At 73.9% G+C, this 17473-nt stretch carries 16 protein-coding genes and 1 pseudogene; 6 read left to right on the top strand and 11 right to left on the bottom strand.

What is annotated here, in order from left to right:
* Positions 1 to 8: 8 nt before the first annotated feature.
* Positions 9 to 494, bottom strand: coding sequence for a nucleoside deaminase (locus QP090_RS22405; RefSeq protein ID WP_285941091.1), 486 nt, complete (start codon positions 492 to 494; stop codon positions 9 to 11).
* Between the two features lie 101 nt (positions 495 to 595).
* On the opposite strand from QP090_RS22405, the gene QP090_RS22400 reads away from it, so the two are divergent.
* Entirely contained in the window at positions 596 to 1603 is a 1008-nt protein-coding gene (locus QP090_RS22400; RefSeq protein ID WP_285941402.1) for an endonuclease/exonuclease/phosphatase family protein, read from the top strand.
* On the opposite strand, the gene QP090_RS22395 is transcribed toward QP090_RS22400, so the two are convergent.
* The 4 genes from QP090_RS22395 to pdhA form a co-directional block, all read right to left on the bottom strand.
* Positions 1584 to 2702, bottom strand: coding sequence for an AAA family ATPase (locus QP090_RS22395; RefSeq protein ID WP_285941090.1), 1119 nt, complete (start codon positions 2700 to 2702; stop codon positions 1584 to 1586). The genes QP090_RS22400 and QP090_RS22395 overlap by 20 nt on opposite strands.
* A 143-nt stretch (positions 2703 to 2845) precedes the next feature.
* Complete coding sequence (locus QP090_RS22390; protein ID WP_285941089.1) at positions 2846 to 4132, bottom strand: dihydrolipoamide acetyltransferase family protein; 1287 nt, start codon at positions 4130 to 4132, stop codon at positions 2846 to 2848.
* A complete protein-coding gene (locus QP090_RS22385; RefSeq protein WP_285941088.1) occupies positions 4129 to 5154 on the bottom strand; it encodes an alpha-ketoacid dehydrogenase subunit beta in 1026 nt (341 codons plus the stop codon). The genes QP090_RS22390 and QP090_RS22385 overlap by 4 nt, the downstream gene beginning before the upstream one ends.
* A 13-nt stretch (positions 5155 to 5167) precedes the next feature.
* Positions 5168 to 6283: a pyruvate dehydrogenase (acetyl-transferring) E1 component subunit alpha gene (gene pdhA, locus QP090_RS22380; RefSeq protein ID WP_285941087.1), complete on the bottom strand. Its 1116-nt coding sequence runs from the start codon at positions 6281 to 6283 to the stop codon at positions 5168 to 5170.
* Between the two features lie 131 nt (positions 6284 to 6414).
* On the opposite strand from pdhA, the gene QP090_RS22375 reads away from it, so the two are divergent.
* The 5 genes and pseudogenes from QP090_RS22375 to QP090_RS22355 all read left to right on the top strand — a co-directional run.
* Positions 6415 to 7047, top strand: coding sequence for a GntR family transcriptional regulator (locus tag QP090_RS22375; RefSeq protein ID WP_285941086.1), 633 nt, complete (start codon positions 6415 to 6417; stop codon positions 7045 to 7047).
* Between the two features lie 82 nt (positions 7048 to 7129).
* Positions 7130 to 7897 carry a LamB/YcsF family protein gene (locus QP090_RS22370; protein ID WP_285941085.1) on the top strand — a complete coding sequence of 256 codons (768 nt, stop codon included), beginning with the start codon at positions 7130 to 7132 and terminating at the stop codon, positions 7895 to 7897.
* Between the two features lie 92 nt (positions 7898 to 7989).
* A complete protein-coding gene (xylB, locus tag QP090_RS22365; RefSeq protein WP_285941084.1) occupies positions 7990 to 9378 on the top strand; it encodes a xylulokinase in 1389 nt (462 codons plus the stop codon).
* The gene (gene xylA, locus QP090_RS22360; protein ID WP_285941083.1) at positions 9375 to 10532 is read left to right on the top strand and encodes a xylose isomerase; all 1158 of its coding nucleotides are present in this window, start codon (positions 9375 to 9377) and stop codon (positions 10530 to 10532) included. The genes xylB and xylA overlap by 4 nt, the downstream gene beginning before the upstream one ends.
* Positions 10533 to 10547: 15 nt before the next feature.
* Positions 10548 to 10610: pseudogene (locus QP090_RS22355) on the top strand (family 1 glycosylhydrolase); the annotation flags it as partial.
* Between the two features lie 17 nt (positions 10611 to 10627).
* On the opposite strand, the gene QP090_RS22350 reads toward QP090_RS22355, so the two are convergent.
* The 6 genes from QP090_RS22350 to QP090_RS22325 form a co-directional block, all read right to left on the bottom strand.
* Positions 10628 to 11638, bottom strand: a complete 1011-nt coding sequence (locus QP090_RS22350; RefSeq protein WP_285941082.1) for a LacI family DNA-binding transcriptional regulator — start codon at positions 11636 to 11638, stop codon at positions 10628 to 10630.
* Between the two features lie 18 nt (positions 11639 to 11656).
* Positions 11657 to 13093 (bottom strand): GH1 family beta-glucosidase, encoded by a 1437-nt coding sequence (locus QP090_RS22345; protein WP_285941081.1) that lies wholly within the window; start codon positions 13091 to 13093, stop codon positions 11657 to 11659.
* Positions 13090 to 13974, bottom strand: a complete 885-nt coding sequence (locus QP090_RS22340; RefSeq protein ID WP_285941079.1) for a carbohydrate ABC transporter permease — start codon at positions 13972 to 13974, stop codon at positions 13090 to 13092. The genes QP090_RS22345 and QP090_RS22340 overlap by 4 nt, the downstream gene beginning before the upstream one ends.
* Positions 13971 to 14948: a carbohydrate ABC transporter permease gene (locus QP090_RS22335; RefSeq protein WP_285941078.1), complete on the bottom strand. Its 978-nt coding sequence runs from the start codon at positions 14946 to 14948 to the stop codon at positions 13971 to 13973. Before QP090_RS22335 ends, QP090_RS22340 begins: the two co-directional genes overlap by 4 nt.
* Before the next feature lie 90 nt (positions 14949 to 15038).
* A complete protein-coding gene (locus QP090_RS22330; RefSeq protein WP_285941077.1) occupies positions 15039 to 16337 on the bottom strand; it encodes an ABC transporter substrate-binding protein in 1299 nt (432 codons plus the stop codon).
* Positions 16338 to 16435: 98 nt separating this feature from the next.
* Positions 16436 to 17470 (bottom strand): LacI family DNA-binding transcriptional regulator, encoded by a 1035-nt coding sequence (locus QP090_RS22325; protein WP_285941401.1) that lies wholly within the window; start codon positions 17468 to 17470, stop codon positions 16436 to 16438.
* Positions 17471 to 17473 lie beyond the last annotated feature (3 nt).

Raw genomic sequence — 17473 nt, 5'->3', positions numbered from 1 at the left:
CCCCGGTCTCAGTCGCGGTGGTCCCGGACGCGGCGGTGGTGCAGAGCGCGCATCTCGTCGGCGAACTCGGGGGCGGGGCCTTCGACCGCGACGCCGGGCGCGACCTCCTGCACCGGCAGGGACCGCACCGGCGAGGGCGGGAGGCCGATCTCGGCGCACCAGGCCGCGGTCTGCGCCGCCGACGACGCGTACACGATCCGGCCGATGCCCGCCCAGGCGTGCGCGGCCGAGCACATCGGGCAGTGCTCGCCGGAGGTGTAGACCGTCGCCCCGGCCCGCTCCCCGGCGGAGAGGTTCACCGCGGCCCAGCGCGCCAGCGCGAACTCCGGGTGGGCGGTCGGGTCGCCGTTCTCGCGGACGCGGTTGTGGTCCTCGGCGAGCGAGGCGCCGTCCGCGCCCGCCAGCACCGACCCGAAGGGCTCCTCGCCCCGCTCCAGGGCCGTGGCGGCGAGGTCGACGCATCGGCGCAGGTGACGGAGATCGTTCTCGTTCATGGGCGGATGCTAGCCCGCGGTCGCACGCCGCCGCGAACCATCGGTCCACTCCGTCCATCGAAGGATCGAGACCACCGGCGGACGGAGACGACTTGCACACCGTGACCGACGCGGAGCCGAGCACGGACGACCATGGCGCCGGGCGGGGGGACCGGCCGCGCGCGTGGGTGACCGTCCTCGTGTGGGCTGTCGTGGCGCTGTTCGCGGCGTGGGCCGCCCTGCGGACGCTCGGCTGGGAGCCGGGCTTCCGCTGGCGGCAGCTCGTGGCGTTCACGCCGTACGTCGCGGCTGCGGCGGTCCTCGTGCCGGTGGCGGCGCTGGTGATGCGGCGCTGGTGGGCGTCGGTGACCGCGGTGGCGGTGGCCTGCGCCCTCTCCTGGGCGGTGCTGCCCCGGGCGATGCGCGACGGCGACCCGCCGGCCCAGGGGCCCGCGCTGCGGGTGCTCGCCGCGAACCTGCGGGCCGGCACGGTACCGGCGGACGACCTGGTGAACGAGGTGCGGCGGCTGCGCCCGGACGTCCTCGCGGTGCAGGAGCTGACCCCGGACGCCGCGGCGGCGTTCGATGCGGCGGGCCTGAAGGGCCTGCTCCCGCACCGGGTGCTCAGCCCGTCCCCCGGCGTCGTGGGGTCCGGGGTGTACGCCCGGTTCCCCGTCCACGAGCAGCAGATGATCGCCTATTCGTTCCGGCAGGTGCGGGCCCGGGTGGACGTTCCCGGGGCGCCGCCGGTGGAGGTCGTGTCGGTGCATCCGTGCGCGCCGTCCGTCCCGAGGCTGGAGGCGTGCTGGGAGGCCGGGCTGAAGGCGCTGCCTCCCCCCGGCGGGAAGGGGCCGGTGCGGCTGCTGGCCGGCGACTTCAACGCCACCCTCGACCACCGGCTGATGCGCGGGCTGATCGACCGGGGCTACCGGGACGCCGCGGACGTCACCGGCGCCGGGCTGCTCGCCACCTGGCCGGTCAACGACGTGCGCCGCGAGCCGACGCCGCACGTCACCCTCGACCACGTGCTGGCGGACCCCCGGGTCGCGGTCCGCTCGTTCGGCACCCGCACCCTGCCGCGCACCGACCACCGGGCCGTCCGCGCCGACCTCACCCTGCCCCGGGGGTGAGCGGGGCGGCGAACGGCGGGCGTTTGGCGAGGAGCGCGTCGGTGGCGGCGACGGCGGCGGCCAGGCGGTCCTCGTGCGGGCCGGTGACCTGGACGTGGGGGAGCCCGCGCCGCTCCAGCTCCGCGCGGAGCCGGTCCGCCGCCCGGGTCCGGTCCGGCTCGCCGTCGTGCCGCCCGTCCGGCGCGAACGGGACGCCCTCCGGCGAGGTGACGATCCACAGGTGGTGCGCGGTGCCCTCGTGCAGATGCTCGATCTCGGGCGCGGGCGCGTCCAGCCGGCGCTCGTGCCAGAGCGCCGCCGCGAGCGCGTCGGTGTCGCAGACCAGCAGCGGCGAGCCGGACCGCGCGGCGGCGTCCTCCACCGCGAGGTGGCGCTCGGCGATCAGGGTGAACTCGGCCGACTCCCAGGTCAGATCGCCCGGCCCCAGGCCCGGGTCGGCGGCGTCGCGGCGCGCGGCGGCGAGCTTCTCCTCGGCGTAGGTGCGGCCGTACTCGGGCACCCACCGGGTCGCCTCCCACACCCCGCCCCGTCCGGCGTAGTGCGCGGCGAGCGCGCGGGCGAGCGTCGTCGTGCCGGACGATCCCGCCCCCGCCACCACGACCCGGCGGGCGAGGTAGGCGCGGACCGGCGGGGCGAGCCAGCGCCAGTGCCCGGCCGGGTCGTCCCGGATGGCGGTGCCGCTGACCGGGAACCGCTCGCGCGGCGGGTCCACCGGGACGTGCGCGGCGGAGAACCGGCGGGCCAGCTCCGCCCCGTACGGCTCGGAGCTGAACACCGCGTCCACCGGGGGCACCGCGACGCCGAGCCCGGACCGCAGCGCCAGCCCGGCGCGGAACGCCGCCACGTGCGCCGACCGGACCGCGTCGGAGTCATCGTCGACCTCCGCGTCGTCCACCACCGGGACGATCTCCACGTGCGGCTGCGGATGGGCCTCGCGGAGCCAGGCGGTGCGTAGCGCCAGCGGGACGCTCTCCACGCTGGACGCCGCGACGGTCACGGTCACCCGGACGCAGGACCGGGCCGCGGTGTCGATCAGATGGCTGTGGCCGGCGTGCGGCGGGTGGAACTTGCCGATCACCAGCCCGTGCTCATAGGTCAATCGGTCCCCTCCCCGGAACGATCACAGGTCGTCCGGCAGACGGTAACGCGTGCGCGCCCGTCCGGCCACGCGGGGCGAAGACCCCTCCGTCCCGGACCGTGTGGGGCGGCCGGGACGGAGGGGGACTCGGGGGACGCGCGGAGTCAGGCGACGATCAGGACCGGCCGCTCCAGCAGCTCGGCGAGGCGGGCCAGGAACTGCGCGCCCGTCGCGCCGTCGCACGCGCGGTGGTCGACCGACAGCGTCACCGCCAGGCGCTTGCCTGGGACGACCTGCCCGTCCTTCACCACCGGCTCGTCCCGCACCGCGCCGACGGCCAGGATCGCCGCCTCCGGCGGGTTGATCACCGCGGAGAAGCTGGCCACCCCGTACATGCCGAGGTTGCTGACGCTGAAGGTGCCGCCGCTCATCTCCCGCGCGCCGAGCTTCCCGTCGCGGGCCCGGCCGGCCAGCTCCCGGGTCTCGGCGCCGATCTGCGACACGCTCTTGCGGTCCGCGTCGTGGATCACCGGGACCAGCAGCCCCTCGTCGACCGCGACGGCCACCCCGACGTTCACCCGCTTGTGCTGGAGCAGGGCGTCCTCGGTGTAGGAGACGTTGACGGCCGGGTGCTCGCGCAGCGCGGTGGCGCACGCCTTCACGATCAGGTCGTTCACGCTGACCTTGGCGGGGGCCAGCGCCTGGTTGAGCGTGCCGCGGAAGGCCAGCAGCGGCTCGGCGTCCACCTCGCGGGTGAGGTAGAAGTGCGGCGCGTCGCGCTTGCTCTCGGTGAGCCTGCGCGCGGCCACCTTGCGGAACCGGCTGAGCGGGACCGCCTCGACGTCCGGGTCGTCCTGCCGCGCGGTCGCGGGCTGGGCGGGCGCCGCCTGGACGGCCGCGGTCACGGGCGTTACGGACGCGGCGGGCGTGACGGACGCGGCGCCGCGGACGGCGGCCTCGATGTCGGCCCGGATGATCCGTCCGCCCGGGCCCGAGCCGGTCAGGGTGCCCAGGTCGATGCCGTGGTCACGGGCGAGCCTGCGGGCCAGCGGCGACGACGGCGGCCGGGACCGCGGAGCCGTCCCCTTGCTCTGCGCCGGGACGGGGGCCGGGGCCGGGGCGGCGGCGGGCGTGGCCGCGGCGGCGGGTTCCGGGACGGCCGCCAGGACGGGCTTGTCCTCGGCGGCGGGCTCCGCCGCCTTGGCCGGGGCCGCGCCGGTCGGGGTGACGATCGCGATGGGGGCGCCGATGGGGGCCGACTCGCCCTCGGCCACCAGGATCTCGGCGAGCACGCCGGCCTCGTAGGCCTCGTACTCCATCACGGCCTTGTCGGTCTCGATGTCGACGATGACGTCGCCGACCGCGACCGGGTCTCCGGGCTTCTTCTGCCAGGAGCTGACGACGCCCTCCTCCATGGTGTCGGAGAGCCGGGGCATGAGGATCTCGGTCATGAAGCGTTCTCCAGCGGGGACAGGGGCAGGCGGCCGGTCGCGCGGAGCGTGTCGCGGGCGGCGGCGAGGAGGGAGTCCGCGGACGGCAGCGCGGCCGTCTCCAGGGACTTGGCGTAGGGGAGCGGCACTTCGGCCATCGCGACCCGGCGGACCGGCGCGTCGAGCCAGTCGAAGGCGCCCTCCTGGATGGTCGCGGCGATCTCGGCGCCGATGCCGTAGGTCAGCCAGTCGTCCTCGGCGACCACGGCGCAGCCGGTCCGGCGGACCGACTCGACGATGGTCGCGCGGTCGAGCGGGCGCAGGCTGCGCAGGTCGACGACCTCGGCGGAGATCCCCTCGGCGGCGAGGGTCTCGGCGACCTCGGTGGTGACCCGGGCCATCCGCGAGTAGCCGATGAGGGTGATGTCGGTGCCGGGACGGGTGACCGCGGCGCGGCCGATCTGCGCCGGCTCGATGTCGGCGATCTCGGCGGGCAGCTCGCCCTTGCTGTTGTAGAGGGCGAGGTTCTCCAGGAACAGCACCGGGTCGTCGTCGCGGATCGCGGCCTTCAGCATCGCCGACGCCTCGGCGGGCGTGCTCGGCGCGACGACCTTCAGGCCCGGGATGAACGAGTAGAACAGCTCCACGTTCTGCGAGTGCGTGGCACCGAGCTGCTGGCCGCCGCCGCCGGGGGTGCGGATCACCAGCGGCACGCTGGCCTGGCCGCCGAACATCCCGTAGATCTTCGCGGCGTGGTTGACGATCTGGTCCAGCGCGAGCAGCGAGAAGTTGATCGTCATCAGCTCCACGACCGGGCGCAGCCCGAGCATGGCGGCGCCGATCGCGGCACCGACGAAGCCCTCCTCGGCGATCGGGGTGTCGCGCACCCGGCGCGGGCCGAACTCCTTCAGCAGCCCTTCAGTGATCTTGTACGAGCCCTCGAAGAGGCCGATCTCCTCGCCCATGAGGAAGACGTTCTCGTCGCGCAGCATCTCCGCGTGAAGCGTGTCGCGCAGGGCCTGGCGGTAGGTGACGGTTGCCATCGGACGGTCTCCTTCAGTCCCGGAACACCGGCTCGGCGGGCAGGCGGCGCAGCTCGCCCGGGACGGGGGTGGCGTAGGTGTAGTCGAACAGCGTGGAGACCTCGGGGGCCGGGCTGCCGTCGGCGAACGCGGCGGCGGCGTTGATCTCCGCGGTGACCTCGGCGTCGAGCCGGTCGCGGTCGTCGTGGCTCAGCGCCCCGGACTCGGCCAGCTCCAGCGCCAGCCGGGCCAGCGGGTCGGCGGCCTTGAGCGCCTCCCGCTCCTCCTTGGAGCGGTACCGGGCCGGGTCGACCACCGAGTGGCCCTTCAACCGGGGGCTCACGGTCTCCAGCAGGTACGGCCGGCTCTCGGAGCGGGCGCGCTCCACGGCGACGCGGGCCGCCTCGCGCACGGCGATCACGTCGGTGCCGTCCACCCGGGCGCTCTCCATCCGGTACGCGGCGCCGCGCTTGTACAGCTCGGGCTCGGCGGCGGAGTTCTCCACCGTGGTGCCCATCCCGAGACCGTTGTTGATCACCACGAAGACCACCGGCAGGTCCCACAGGCCGGCGATGTTCAGCGACTCGTGGAAGGCCCCGATGGCGGTCGTCCCGTCGCCCATCTGGCACATCACGACCTCGTCGCCGCCCTTGTAGGACACCGCGAGGGCGGCCCCTGTGGCCAGCGGGACCTGCCCGCCGACGATGCCGTACCCGCCGAGCAGCCGGGCCTCGGCGTCGAACAGGTGCATCGACCCGCCCCAGCCCTTGGACACCCCGGTCGAGCGGCCGTACAGCTCGGCCATCACCCGGTCGGCGCCGATGCCCTTGCCCAGCGCGTACCCGTGCTCCCGGTAGTTGGTGAACAGGTAGTCGCTCGGGCGCAGCGCGGCCATCAGCCCGACGACCGTGGCCTCCTCGCCCAGGTTGAGGTGGCAGTAGCCGCCGATCTTCGCCTCGGTATAGGCCCGGGCGGCGCGCTCCTCGAAGCGCCGGATCAGCAGCATCTGCCGGTAGTAGGCGACGAGCGTCGCCGCGTCGGCCGAATGCTCGGTCGTGCCCTGCGCCGTCGCGCCGCCGCCATTGGAGCGGGCGCTGTCCGCGCGCGTGCGCCGCGCGCGGGCCGGGGCGGCCTTGGTGGTCTCAGCCATCGGCGACCTTCCTCTGTACGGGGGAGACGTCGTAGGATCGCCACGACGCTCACCGATCATCATTGATCAATGATCGATCATATGTTAGCCGTCAAGAGGCACTTACCGGGCATGCGTCTACGATGTGCTGCGTGAACGCGCCGCCCGCCGCCCAGCTGCTCCGTACCGGACTGGCCGACCAGATCCGCGAGTTCATCGTCGAGGGCATCAGCTCGGGCCGCTGGGAGCCCGGCGAGCGCATCGTCGAGCGCCGCATCGCCGGCGAGCTCGGGGTGAGCCAGGGCCCGGTCCGCGAGGCCCTGCGCCAGCTCGAGGCGCAGCGGCTGATCGAGACCCTGCCCAACCGCGGCGCCCGGGTCCGCGAGTTCACCGAGCAGGACCTGGCCGAGATCTTCCCCGTCCGGGCCGGCCTGGAGCGGACCGCCGCCGAGCTGGCGCTGCCCCGCCTGGCCGGCCGGATGGGCGCGCTGGAGCACCACAACCGGCTCCTGGCCGCCGCCGCCGAGGACGGCGACCTGGTCGCCCAGATGCGGCTCAGCATCGCCTTCCACCGCGAGATCGTCGAGACCGCGGGCAACCGGCTGCTGGTGGCGGTGTGGGAGGGCCTCGGCATCGAGCTGTGGACGACGCTCTCGCTGCGCCTGCACCGCACCGAGATCTACTCCAAGTCGGCCGAGCACGCCGAGCTGATCGAGGCGTTCCGCCGCGAGGACCCCGACGCCCCCCGGCTGCTGCACGACCACGTGATGAACTACGCCCCCTAGGACTCCCGTGCCCGCCCCGATGGCCCGCCCGGGCTGTGGGGCGGGCCGGCCCTGGGCACAACCCGGGAAGGAAAGGAGTGACATGCGCATCGATCTGAACTCCGACCTCGGCGAGGGCTTCGGCCGCTGGGAGCTCGGCGACGACGAGGCCATGCTGGACGTGGTGACCAGCGCGAACGTCGCCTGCGGGTTCCACGCGGGCGACCCGGGGGTGATGCGGCGCACCTGCACGGCCGCCGCCGCGCGCGGCGTCGTGGTCGGCGCCCACCCCGGCTACCGCGACCTGGCGGGGTTCGGGCGGCGGTTCATCGACATGCCGCCGCGCGAGCTGGCCGACGACGTCCTCTACCAGCTCGGCGCGCTCCGGCAGTTCGCCGAGGCGGCGGGCGTCCGGGTCGGCTACGTCAAGCCGCACGGCGCGCTGTACAACGCGATCGTCCACCACGAGGAGCAGGCGCAGGCGGTCGTCGACGCGGTCGTGGCCTGCGACCCCGGCCTGCCGGTGCTGGGCCTGCCCGGCTCGGCGTGGCTGCGCCGCGCCGAGGCCGCCGGGCTGCCCGTGGTGCACGAGGTGTTCGCCGACCGCGGCTACACGCCCGAGGGGACGCTGGTGTCCCGCCGAGCCGAGGGCGCGGTGCTGCACGACCCCGCCGAGGTCGCCGAACGGTGCGTCCGGATGGCGGTGGACGGCGAGGTCGTCGCGGTGGACGGCACGGTGGTGCGGGTACGGGCCGAGTCCATCTGCGTGCACGGCGACAGCCCCGGCGCGGTGCGGATGGCGAGCGCCGTCCGGGCGGGCCTGGACGCGGCCGGCGTCGAGGTCGCGCCGTTCGTCCCGGTCACGGGCTGAGGGAGAAGGGACCGGTCGCCGGTACCTGGTGCGCCGCCCCGTAGCCGTCTAGGGTCGAAGCGCTTCGAAAGTCACAGCGGAACGGAGCGCGCATGCTCGTCGCCGGGATCGACTCCTCCACCCAGTCGGCGAAGGCGGTCCTGTGCCGGGCCGAGGACGGGGCCGTCGTCGCCGAGGCGTCCGCGCCCCATCCGGACGGCACCGAGTGCGACCCGGCGCGCTGGTGGGACGCGCTCGGCCCGGCCCGCGAGCTGCTCGCCCGCGCCGACGCCGTGGCCGTCGCCGCGCAGCAGCACGGCATGGTCGCGCTGGACGACGCCGGCACGGTCGTCCGGCCCGCGCTGCTGTGGAACGACACCCGCTCGGCCCCGCAGGCCCGCGCCCTGGTCGAGGAGTTCGGCGGGCCGGGGGCCTGGGCCGGGCGCACCGGCAGCGTCCCGCTCGCCTCGTTCACCGTGAGCAAGCTGCGCTGGATGGCCGAGCACGAACCGGGCCATGCCCGCCGCACCGCGCGGGTGCTGCTCCCGCACGACTGGCTGACCTGGCGGCTCGGCGCGGACGAGCCCGTCACCGACCGCGGCGACGCCTCGGGCACCGGCTACTGGTCGCCCGCCACCGGCCGCTACGTCCCCGAGCTGGCGCGGGCCGCGCTCGGCCACGACTTCGAGCCGCCGCGCGTGGCGCGTCCCGGCGAGGCCGTCGGGCGCACCGCCGACGGCGCGCTGCTCGCCCCCGGCACCGGCGACAACATGGGCGCCGCGCTCGGGCTCGGCCTGCGGCCCGGCGACGTGGTGGTCTCGATCGGCACGTCCGGCACCGCGTTCGCCGTGGCGGACGAGCCCGCCGCCGACCCGTCCGGGCTGGTCGCGGGGTTCGCCGACGCGACCGGACGGTTCCTGCCGCTGGTGTGCACGCTGAACGCGGCGCGGGTGCTGAGCGCCGCGGCGGCCATGACCGGCACCGGGCTGGCCGAGCTTTCCGCGCTGGCCCTCGCCGCCGAGCCCGGCGCGGGCGGCGTGACCCTGCTGCCCTACCTGGAGGGCGAGCGCACGCCCGACCGGCCCGGCGCCACCGGCCTCCTCGCCGGGCTGACCACCGCCAACGCCACCCGCGAGAACATCGCGCGGGCGGCGGTCGAGGCGCTGCTGTGCTCGCTCGCCGACGCCGCCCGCCACCTCGAAGGCCAGGGGGTGCGCCCGCGCCGGACGCTGCTGGTCGGCGGCGGCGCCCGGTCCGAGGCGGTGCGGGTGCTGGCCCCCGCGATCCTCGGCACCGCGGTCACCGTCCCCGAACCCGCCGAGTACGTGGCGCTCGGCGCCGCCCGGCAGGCCGCCTGGGCGCTCGCCGGCACGCCCGGCCCGCCGGACTGGCCCGCCGCCCCCGCCACCGAGTACACCGCGGACCCGCTCCCGGACGTCCGGGAGCGCTACGCCGCGCTGCGCGACGCCGCCCCCGAGCTGGACATCTGGAGGAACCCGTGAGCGACTTCGTCCCGCGTCCCGAAGACCGGTTCTCGTTCGGGATCTGGACGGTCGGCTGGCAGGGGGTGGACGTGTTCGGGCCCGCCACCCGTCCGCCGATGCCCGCCGAGCGGGCCGTGCGCAAGCTCGCCGAGATCGGCGCGTACGGCGTCAACTACCACGACGACGACGTGTTCGCGTTCGGGGCGACCGCCGCCGAGCGGGACGAGCGCGTCGGCGCGTTCCGCAAGGCCCTGGACGAGACCGGCCTGGCGGTGACCACCGCGACCACCAACCTGTTCTCGCACCCGGTCTTCAAGGACGGCGCGTTCACCGCCAACGACCGCGACGTGCGCCGGTTCGCGCTGCGCAAGGTGATGGACAACATCGACCTGGCGGCCTCGCTCGGCGCGGAGACCTACGTGTGCTGGGGCGGCCGGGAGGGCGCCGAGTCCGGCGCCGCGAAGGACGTGCGCACCGCGCTGGACCGCTACAAGGAGGCGTTCGACGTGCTCGGCGCCTACGTCGCCGAGCAGGGGTACGCCCTGCGGTTCGCGATCGAGCCCAAGCCCAACGAGCCGCGCGGCGACATCCTGCTGCCCACCGTCGGGCACGCGCTGGCCTTCATCCAGGAGCTGGAGCGTCCCGCCCAGGTCGGGGTGAACCCCGAGGTCGGGCACGAGGAGATGGCGGGGCTCAACTACGCGCACGGGCTCGCGCAGGCGCTCTGGCACGGCAAGCTGTTCCACCTCGACCTCAACGGGCAGCACGGCCCCCGCTACGACCAGGACCTGCGGTTCGGCGCGGGCAACGCGCGCGGCGCGTTCTGGATCGCCGACCTGATCGAGCGCAGCGACTACGCCGGGCCGGTCCACTTCGACTTCAAGCCGCCCCGCACCGAGGACGACGACGGCGTGTGGGAGTCGGCGCGGGCCTGCATGCGCAACTGGCTGATCCTGTGCGCGAAGGCGCGGGCGTTCCGCGCCGACCCCGAGGTGGCCGAGGCGCTCCGCGCCGCCCGCGTCGACGAGCTGGCCGAGCCGACCCTCGCCGCGGGCGAGGACTGGCGCGCGGTGCGCGACTTCACCCCCGACGTCCAGGGCCTCGCCGAACGCGGCGCCGCGTTCGAGCGGCTCGACCAGCTCGCCCTGGAGCACCTGTACGGCGTCCGCTGACCCGGAGGAGGTCCGATGGGATTCCCCGAAGGGTTCGTGTGGGGTGCGGCCACCGCCGCGTACCAGATCGAGGGCGCCGCCGTCAGGGTCCGGCCTCAGGTCGACTCGCGCAGCACCAGGTGCGGCTGGAGGATCACCACCGGGTCGGCGAGCGTCTCGCCGCGGATGCGGGAGACCAGGAGGCGGGCCATCTCGCGGCCCATCTCCTCGGGCGACTGGTGGACGGAGGTCAGCGGCGGGTCGGCCAGTGGCGCCGCGGCCGAGTCGTCGAACCCGATCACCGCGACGTCGCCGGGGACGGCGCGTCCGCTGCGGCGCAGCACCCGGATCGCGCCGAGCGCCATCGGGTCGTCGGCGGCGAAGATCGCGTCGATGGCGGGCTCGCTCGCCAGCAGCTCCTCGGTCGCGGCGATCGCGCTCGCCTCGCCGAAGTCGCCGTACACCACCAGCTCGGGCAGGCCCGCCCCGGCGAGCGCGTCGCGGTAGCCGGCCAGCCGGTCGATGCCGACGCCCATGTCCTGCGGCCCGGCGATGGTGGCGATGCGGCGGCGGCCCCGCTCGACCAGGTGGTCGACGGCCTGGCGGGCCCCGCTGCGGTTGTCGACGTCGACGTAGGAGACCGGTGACAGGCCGGGCGGACGGCCGCCGAGCACGGTCGGGACGCCGTTGGCCTCCAGCTTGCCGGGCAGCGGGTCCTCGGCGTGCAGCGAGGTGAGGAGCACGCCGTCGACGTGCTGCGCGGTCAGGTAGTCCTCCAGCCGCGCGTACTCGGCGGGCGAGCGGGCCAGCGCGAGCAGGAGCTGGAGCCCGGTGTCGCCGAGCGCCGCGCTGATGCCCCGGATGATGCCGGCGAAGTACGGCTCGCCGAACAGCCGCTGGTCGGACTCGGCCACCACCAGCGCGACCGTGTCGGTGCGCCGGGTGACCAGCGTGCGGGCCGCCCGGTTGGGGACGTACCCGAGCTCGTCGATCGCGAGCAGCACCGCCTCGCGGGCCTGCCGGCTCACCCGCGGTGAGCCGTTGATGACCCGCGAGACGGTGCCCCGGCCGACACCGGCCCGGGCCGCCACCTCCTCAAGGGTCGGTCGCGTGCCCTTCACCGCCATCGGCCCCCCATCGTCGTCTCAGCCCGCGTCCGGCAGGCCGCCCCGCCGGATCACCGCCGCGTACCACCGCGCGCTGTCCTTCGGCGTGCGGCGCTGCGTCGCGTAGTCGACCCGGACCAGCCCGAAGCGCTTGGAGTACCCCCACGCCCATTCGAAATTATCCAGCAGCGACCACGTGAAGTATCCTCGGAGCGGGACGCCGTCGGAGATCGCGTCGTGGCACGCGCGCAGATGCGCGTCGAGATAGGCGATGCGGCCCGCGTCGTGGACCGTGCCACCGTCCGGCGTCTCGTCGTAGCCGGCGCCGTTCTCGGTGATGTACAGCGGGACGGCCGGGTACTCGCGGTGCAGCCTGGTCAGCACCTCGTGCAGGCCCCGGTCGTCGATCTCCCAGCCCATCCCGGTGACCGGCCGGCCCCTGGTCACGAACCGCACCGACTCGCTGCCGACCCACGGCGAGTGCGCGGAGAACGGCGAGGAGACCGCCTGCGTCGCCTCGCCCGGTCGGCCCGAGACGGTGTGCCGCGTGTAGTAGTTGACGCCGAGCTGGTCGAGCGGCTGGTTGATGACGGGCAGGTCGGCCGGGTCCGGCGCGAAGCCGTGCGGTGCGAGGTCGGCGAGGACGTCCTCGGGGTAGCGGCCGTTCAGCAGCGGGTCCAGGAACAGCCGGTTCTGCAGGCCGTCGATCCGCCGGGCCGCGTCCGCGTCCGCCTCGTCGTCCGTCGCCGGGGACACCGCGTACAGGTTGACGGCCGCGCCGAACCGGTTGCCCGGGAGGCGGTCGCGCATCGCGTGGACGGCCAGGCCGTGGCCGAGCAGCAGGTGGTGCGCGGCCATCAGCGACCCGGCGGGCTCGCGCCGCCCCGGCGCGTGCTCGCCGGAGGCGTAGCCGAGGAACGCCGCGCACCACGGCTCGTTCACCGTCGTCCAGTGCCGGACCCGGTCGCCGAGCGCCGCGTGGACCCCGGCCGCGTAGTCGGCGAACCGGTGCGCGGTGTCGCGCTCGGGCCAGCCGCCCGCGTCCTCCAGCGGCTGCGGCAGGTCCCAGTGGTAGAGCGTCGGCCACGGCTCGACGCCCGCTTCGAGCAGCGCGTCGGCCAGCCGCCGGTAGAAGTCGAGCCCGGCCTGGTTGAAGGCGCCCGAGCCGTCCGGCTGGACGCGGGGCCAGGAGATCGAGAACCGGTAGGCGTTCAGCCCGATCCCGGACATCAGCCCCACGTCCTCGCCGAACCGGTGGTAGTGGTCGGCGGCCACGTCGCCGGTGTCGCCGCCGAGCACCTTGCCGGGCGTGCGGCAGAAGGTGTCCCACACCGACGGGCCGCGCCCGTCCTCGGCCGCCGCGCCCTCGACCTGGTACGCGGCGGTGGCGGCGCCCCAGCGGAACCCGGCCGGGAACGGGACGGCGGGGGCGGCGTCGCGGCCGGCCTGCTGTGTGATGTCGTTGAGAGAGGTCAAGCCTTGATCGCACCTTCCATGATGCCGCCGATGATCTGACGGCCGAACACGATGAACACCACGAGCAGGGGCAGGATCGCCACGGTGGTGCCGGCGAACATGAGCGTGTAGTCCTTGAAGTAGGCGTTCGCCAGGTTGTTGATCGACAGCTGCACGGTCGGGTTCTCCGGGTTGAGCACCGCGAGCGGCCACATGAACTCGTTCCAGGTCTGCATGAACGTGAACAGCCCGAGCACGCCGGCGGCCGGCCGCAGGGCGGGCAGCACCACCCGCCAGAACACCCCGAAGGTGGTGCAGCCGTCGACCCGCGCCGCCTCGATCAGCTCGTCCGGGACGGCCTGGTCGGCGTACTGCCGCATCATGAACACGCCGAACCCGGTCACCAGGAACGGGACGATCACCGCCTGGAGCTGGTTCTGCCAGCCCAGCCTCACCATGATCATGTAGAGCGGGATGATGCCCATCTGCACCGGGATCATCATCGTGGCGATGATGCTGAGCAGCAGCGCGCCGCGCCCCCGGAAGCGCAGCTTGGCGAACGCGAACCCGGCCAGCGAGGCGAAGAAGACCGTCGAGACGGTGACCGCGGTGGACGCGATCGCCGAGTTGAGCAGCCCCTTGGCGAAGTAGGCGTCGGGGTTGTCGAACAGCCGTCCGACGTTCCCGCCCACGTGCCCGCCGGGCAGCAGCGGCGGCGGCACGTCGGCGACCACGTCGTTGGTCCGGGTCGCCACGACGATCATCCAGTAGATCGGGAAGACCGACAGCGCGAGCGCGGCGACCAGCGTCAGGTAGGTGAGCGGGCCGGCGTTCCAGAGCCCGCGGAACCGGCCCGGCCGCGCCGCGCGGTCCGGCCTCGCCCGGGAGATGAGCGTGGTCATGCGGTGCCTCCCGTACGGCGCACGGCCAGGAAGTTGACCAGCGAGAAGACGATGATCAGCAGGAACAGCGCCCACGCGACGGTGGCTCCGTAGCCGTACCGGTCGTGGCCGAAGGCGTTGTCGAACATGTACATCGTGATCGTCTGGAACTGGTGCAGCGAGCCGCCGTCCATCCGGTTGGTGGTCCCCACCCCGAACAGCACCGGCTCGGTGAAAAGCTGGAGCCCGCCGATGGTGGAGATGATCACCGTGAAGATGATCGTCGGGCGCAGCATCGGCACCGTGATCTGCCAGAACTGCCGGATCCGGGAGGCGCCGTCGATCGCCGCCGCCTCGTACAGGTCGCGCGGGATCGCCTGCATCGCGGCCAGGTAGATCAGCGCGTTGTAGCCGGTCCACCGCCAGTCGACCATCGTCGCGATGGCCAGCCAGGACCAGCCGCGGCTCGCCTGCCAGTCGATGTGCCCGCCGCCGACCAGGCCGAGCGCCCAGTTGACCATTCCCCAGTCGCGGTCGAAGAGCTGGGTGAACACGATCGCGACGGCGGCGGTCGAGGTGACCAGCGGGGCGACCATCCCGATCCGGAACAGCGTCGGCATCCGCATCCGCCGGTTCAGCGCGTTGGCGGCCAGCAGGGCCAGCATTAGCTGCGGGACGGTCGAGACGACGAAGATGCCGAGGGTGTTGACGACGGCGTGCCAGAAGTCGGCGTCGCCCAGCAGGTACCGGTAGTTCTCCAGGCCGACCCAGTCGCGCGTCCCCGAGGCGAGGCCCCAGTCGTGCAGCGACACCCAGAGCGTGTAGACGAGCGGGAACCCGCCGAAGATCAGGAAGACCAGGTAGAACGGCGAGATGAACACGTACGGCGCGGTCTTGAGGTCCAGCCGGGCGAGCCGGCGCCGCCACGCCCGCCCGGCGGGGACGGGCGCGGGCGCCGGGGCCTGATGGCCCGCGGGGCGCAGATCGACGCTCATGCGCCTCCTTTCGGTGCGCCGACCCGCGGCGGGCCGTCCGGACCGGATCTCCGGTGGACGGCGCGCCGCGGTTCGGTGGGGGAGGTGGGGTTACCTGGCGGACTTCCGGGCCGCCTCGACGGCCTTGGTCCAGGCCTCGTCGGGCTTGACCTTGCCCTGGCCGACGGCGATCAGGACGTTCTCGACGGCCTGCCGGACGTCCTCGTTCTTCGGGCCGAGGTGCACCGGCTTCACCTGCGCGGCCATCTCCCCGAAGATCTTCCCGGTGGGGGCGTCGCTGAAGTAGGCGCTCTTGTGGCCGGCCACCGCCGGATCCTGGGCGGCCTGCGGCGACGACGGGAAGGTGTTCTTGTCCTTGAACGCGCCGGTCTGACCCTGCGGCCCGGACAGGAACGTGGCCAGCTCGGCGGCCTCCTTCGGGTGCTTGGTCTGCTTGGGCACCGCCAGCCACGAGCCGCCCCAGTAGCCGCCGCCGCCCGGGACGGTCGCCACGTCCCACTTGCCCTTGCCGTAGTCGCCGGAGAACTCCTCGATGCCGCCGAGCATCCAGGACGGGCACGGCACGGTGGCGAAGGTGTCGCGCTTCAGCGCGGTCTGCCACGGCGGCGTGAAGATCGACATGTCCGAGGTCAGGCCCGACCGCTCGAACTTCAGCGCGGTGTCGAACGCCGTCCGGACCGCCGGGTTGGTGTCGAAGACGAGTTTGTCGTCCTTGTCGAAGAAGCTGTAGCCGGGCCCGGCGCCGGCGTTCTGGAGCACGGTGGCGCGCAGCACCGCGGTCGGCCCGTCCAGCCACCTGGTCCTGGGCTGCTTCTCCTGGTACCGCTGCCCGGTGGAGAGGAAGTCGTCCCAGGTGGGCCAGAGCTTGGACACCTCCTCGCGCGCGGTCGGCAGCCCGGCCTTCTTGAACAGGTCCTTGCGGTAGCACATGCCGAGCGGTCCGATGTCGGTGCCGAGGCCCACGAGCTGCTCGCCGTCGGGGCTGACGCCCATCTGCCACTTCCACGGCAGGAAGTTCTGCTGGAGGCTCCGGCCGCCGTAGTCGAACAGGTTGAGGAACTTGCCCTTCTGCTGCATGTAGGTGGGCAGGATGCCCTCCTCCAGCCCGACCACGTCGCCCGCGCCGCTGTTGGTGGCGATCCACTGCTGGAGCCGCGGCTTGTAGTCGTCCAGCGTGGAGACCTTGCGCTGCCTGATCTTGACGTTCGGGTGGGACGCCTCGTACTGCTTGTAGAGCTGGTCGTAGCCGAACTCGCCGAAGACGTCGACGGTCAGCTCGACCGGGCCGGAGCCGCTGCCGTCGCCGTCGCCTCCGCAGGCGGCGGCGAGGACGCCGACGAGCACCGCCGCCATCGCCGTGCTCAGCCCGCGTCGCATGGTGGCCCTCATGGCGGACCCCTCTCAGATCGTGTGGTCCAGATGTGGGAGCGCTCCCACGAAGGAAAGACCGTGACCCGGGTCACTGTCAATGCGTCGAAACGCAACCGTTACCTGAGGGCGTCCGCCGGAGCGTCCGCGGGAGCGGGCGCGGTGGAGTTCCGGACGACCAGTTCCGGCCGGTAGAGCAGCTCGGTGCGGGGCGCGCGGGCGCCGCGGATCTCGTCCAGGACGGTGCTCACCGCGGCCAGCGACATCTCCCGCACCGATTGCCGGATCGTGGTGAGCGGCGGGTCGAGGTAGGCGGTCAGCGGCGAGTCGTCGAACCCGACCACCGACACGTCCCGCGGCACCCGCAGGCCGCGCTGCCTGGCGGCTCTTATGGCGCCGAGCGCCATGATGTCGTTGCCGCAGCACAGCGCGGTGCAGCCCTGGTCGAAGAGCCGCTGCGCCGCCGCGTAGCCGCCCTCCACCGTGTACATCGTGTTGACGATCAGCTCGTCGAGGACGGTGGTGCCGGTGTGCTCGGCCATCCCCCGGCGGAACCCCTCGGTCTTGCGGCGGGTGGGCACGTACACGTCCTGCCCGATCGCCAGCCCGATCCGCCGGTGGCCGAGCGAGGCCAGGTGCGCGACCGCCGACTCCATTGAGGCCACGTCGTCGTTGGAGATGAACGGGGCGTCGATGTCGGCGCGGAAGCCGTTCACCAGCACCAGCGGCAGCGCCCGTTCGAGCAGCCGCGCGTAGCGGGCCCGGTCGGACCGGGCGTTGGCGTGCAGCCCGTTGACGAAGATGATCCCGGCGACGCCGCGTTCGAGCAGCATCTCGATGTAGTCGTCCTCGGCGACGCCGCCCGGCGTCTGCGAGCACAGCACCGCCATGTAGCCGTGCCGGGCGAGCGCGCTCTCGATGATCTCGGCGAAGGCGGGGAAGATCGGGTTGGTCAGCTCCGGGATGATCAGCCCGATCAGCCCGGCCCGCCGCTGCCGCAGCCGGGCCGGGCGCTCGTACCCGAGCACGTCCAGGGCGGTCAGCACCGCCTGCCGGGTCGTCGGGGACACGCCCTGCTTGCCGTTGAGCACCCGGCTCACCGTCGCCTCGCTCACCCCGGCGTGCGCCGCGATGTCCGCCAGGCGCGTCGTCATCGC

Origin of the sequence: Actinomadura xylanilytica, assembly GCF_030283145.1 — a bacterium.
Lineage (GTDB): Bacteria > Actinomycetota > Actinomycetes > Streptosporangiales > Streptosporangiaceae > Spirillospora > Spirillospora xylanilytica.
Note: the sequence above shows the minus strand (reverse complement) of the source record. Positions and strands in the feature narration are given on the sequence as shown.

Excerpts from the sequence above, each read along its gene's own strand:
- QP090_RS22340 (WP_285941079.1), bottom strand. The coding sequence starts at position 13,974 with ATGACCACGCTCATCTCCCGGGCGAGGCCGGACCGCGCGGCGCGGCCG.
- QP090_RS22390 (WP_285941089.1), bottom strand. The coding sequence starts at position 4,132 with ATGACCGAGATCCTCATGCCCCGGCTCTCCGACACCATGGAGGAGGGC.
- QP090_RS22330 (WP_285941077.1), bottom strand. The coding sequence starts at position 16,337 with ATGAGGGCCACCATGCGACGCGGGCTGAGCACGGCGATGGCGGCGGTG.
- QP090_RS22350 (WP_285941082.1), bottom strand. The coding sequence starts at position 11,638 with ATGGCGGTGAAGGGCACGCGACCGACCCTTGAGGAGGTGGCGGCCCGG.
- pdhA (WP_285941087.1), bottom strand. The coding sequence starts at position 6,283 with ATGGCTGAGACCACCAAGGCCGCCCCGGCCCGCGCGCGGCGCACGCGC.
- QP090_RS22385 (WP_285941088.1), bottom strand. The coding sequence starts at position 5,154 with ATGGCAACCGTCACCTACCGCCAGGCCCTGCGCGACACGCTTCACGCG.
- QP090_RS22370 (WP_285941085.1), top strand. The coding sequence starts at position 7,130 with ATGCGCATCGATCTGAACTCCGACCTCGGCGAGGGCTTCGGCCGCTGG.
- QP090_RS22405 (WP_285941091.1), bottom strand. The coding sequence starts at position 494 with ATGAACGAGAACGATCTCCGTCACCTGCGCCGATGCGTCGACCTCGCC.
- QP090_RS22325 (WP_285941401.1), bottom strand. The coding sequence starts at position 17,470 with ATGACGACGCGCCTGGCGGACATCGCGGCGCACGCCGGGGTGAGCGAG.
- xylB (WP_285941084.1), top strand. The coding sequence starts at position 7,990 with ATGCTCGTCGCCGGGATCGACTCCTCCACCCAGTCGGCGAAGGCGGTC.
- QP090_RS22335 (WP_285941078.1), bottom strand. The coding sequence starts at position 14,948 with ATGAGCGTCGATCTGCGCCCCGCGGGCCATCAGGCCCCGGCGCCCGCG.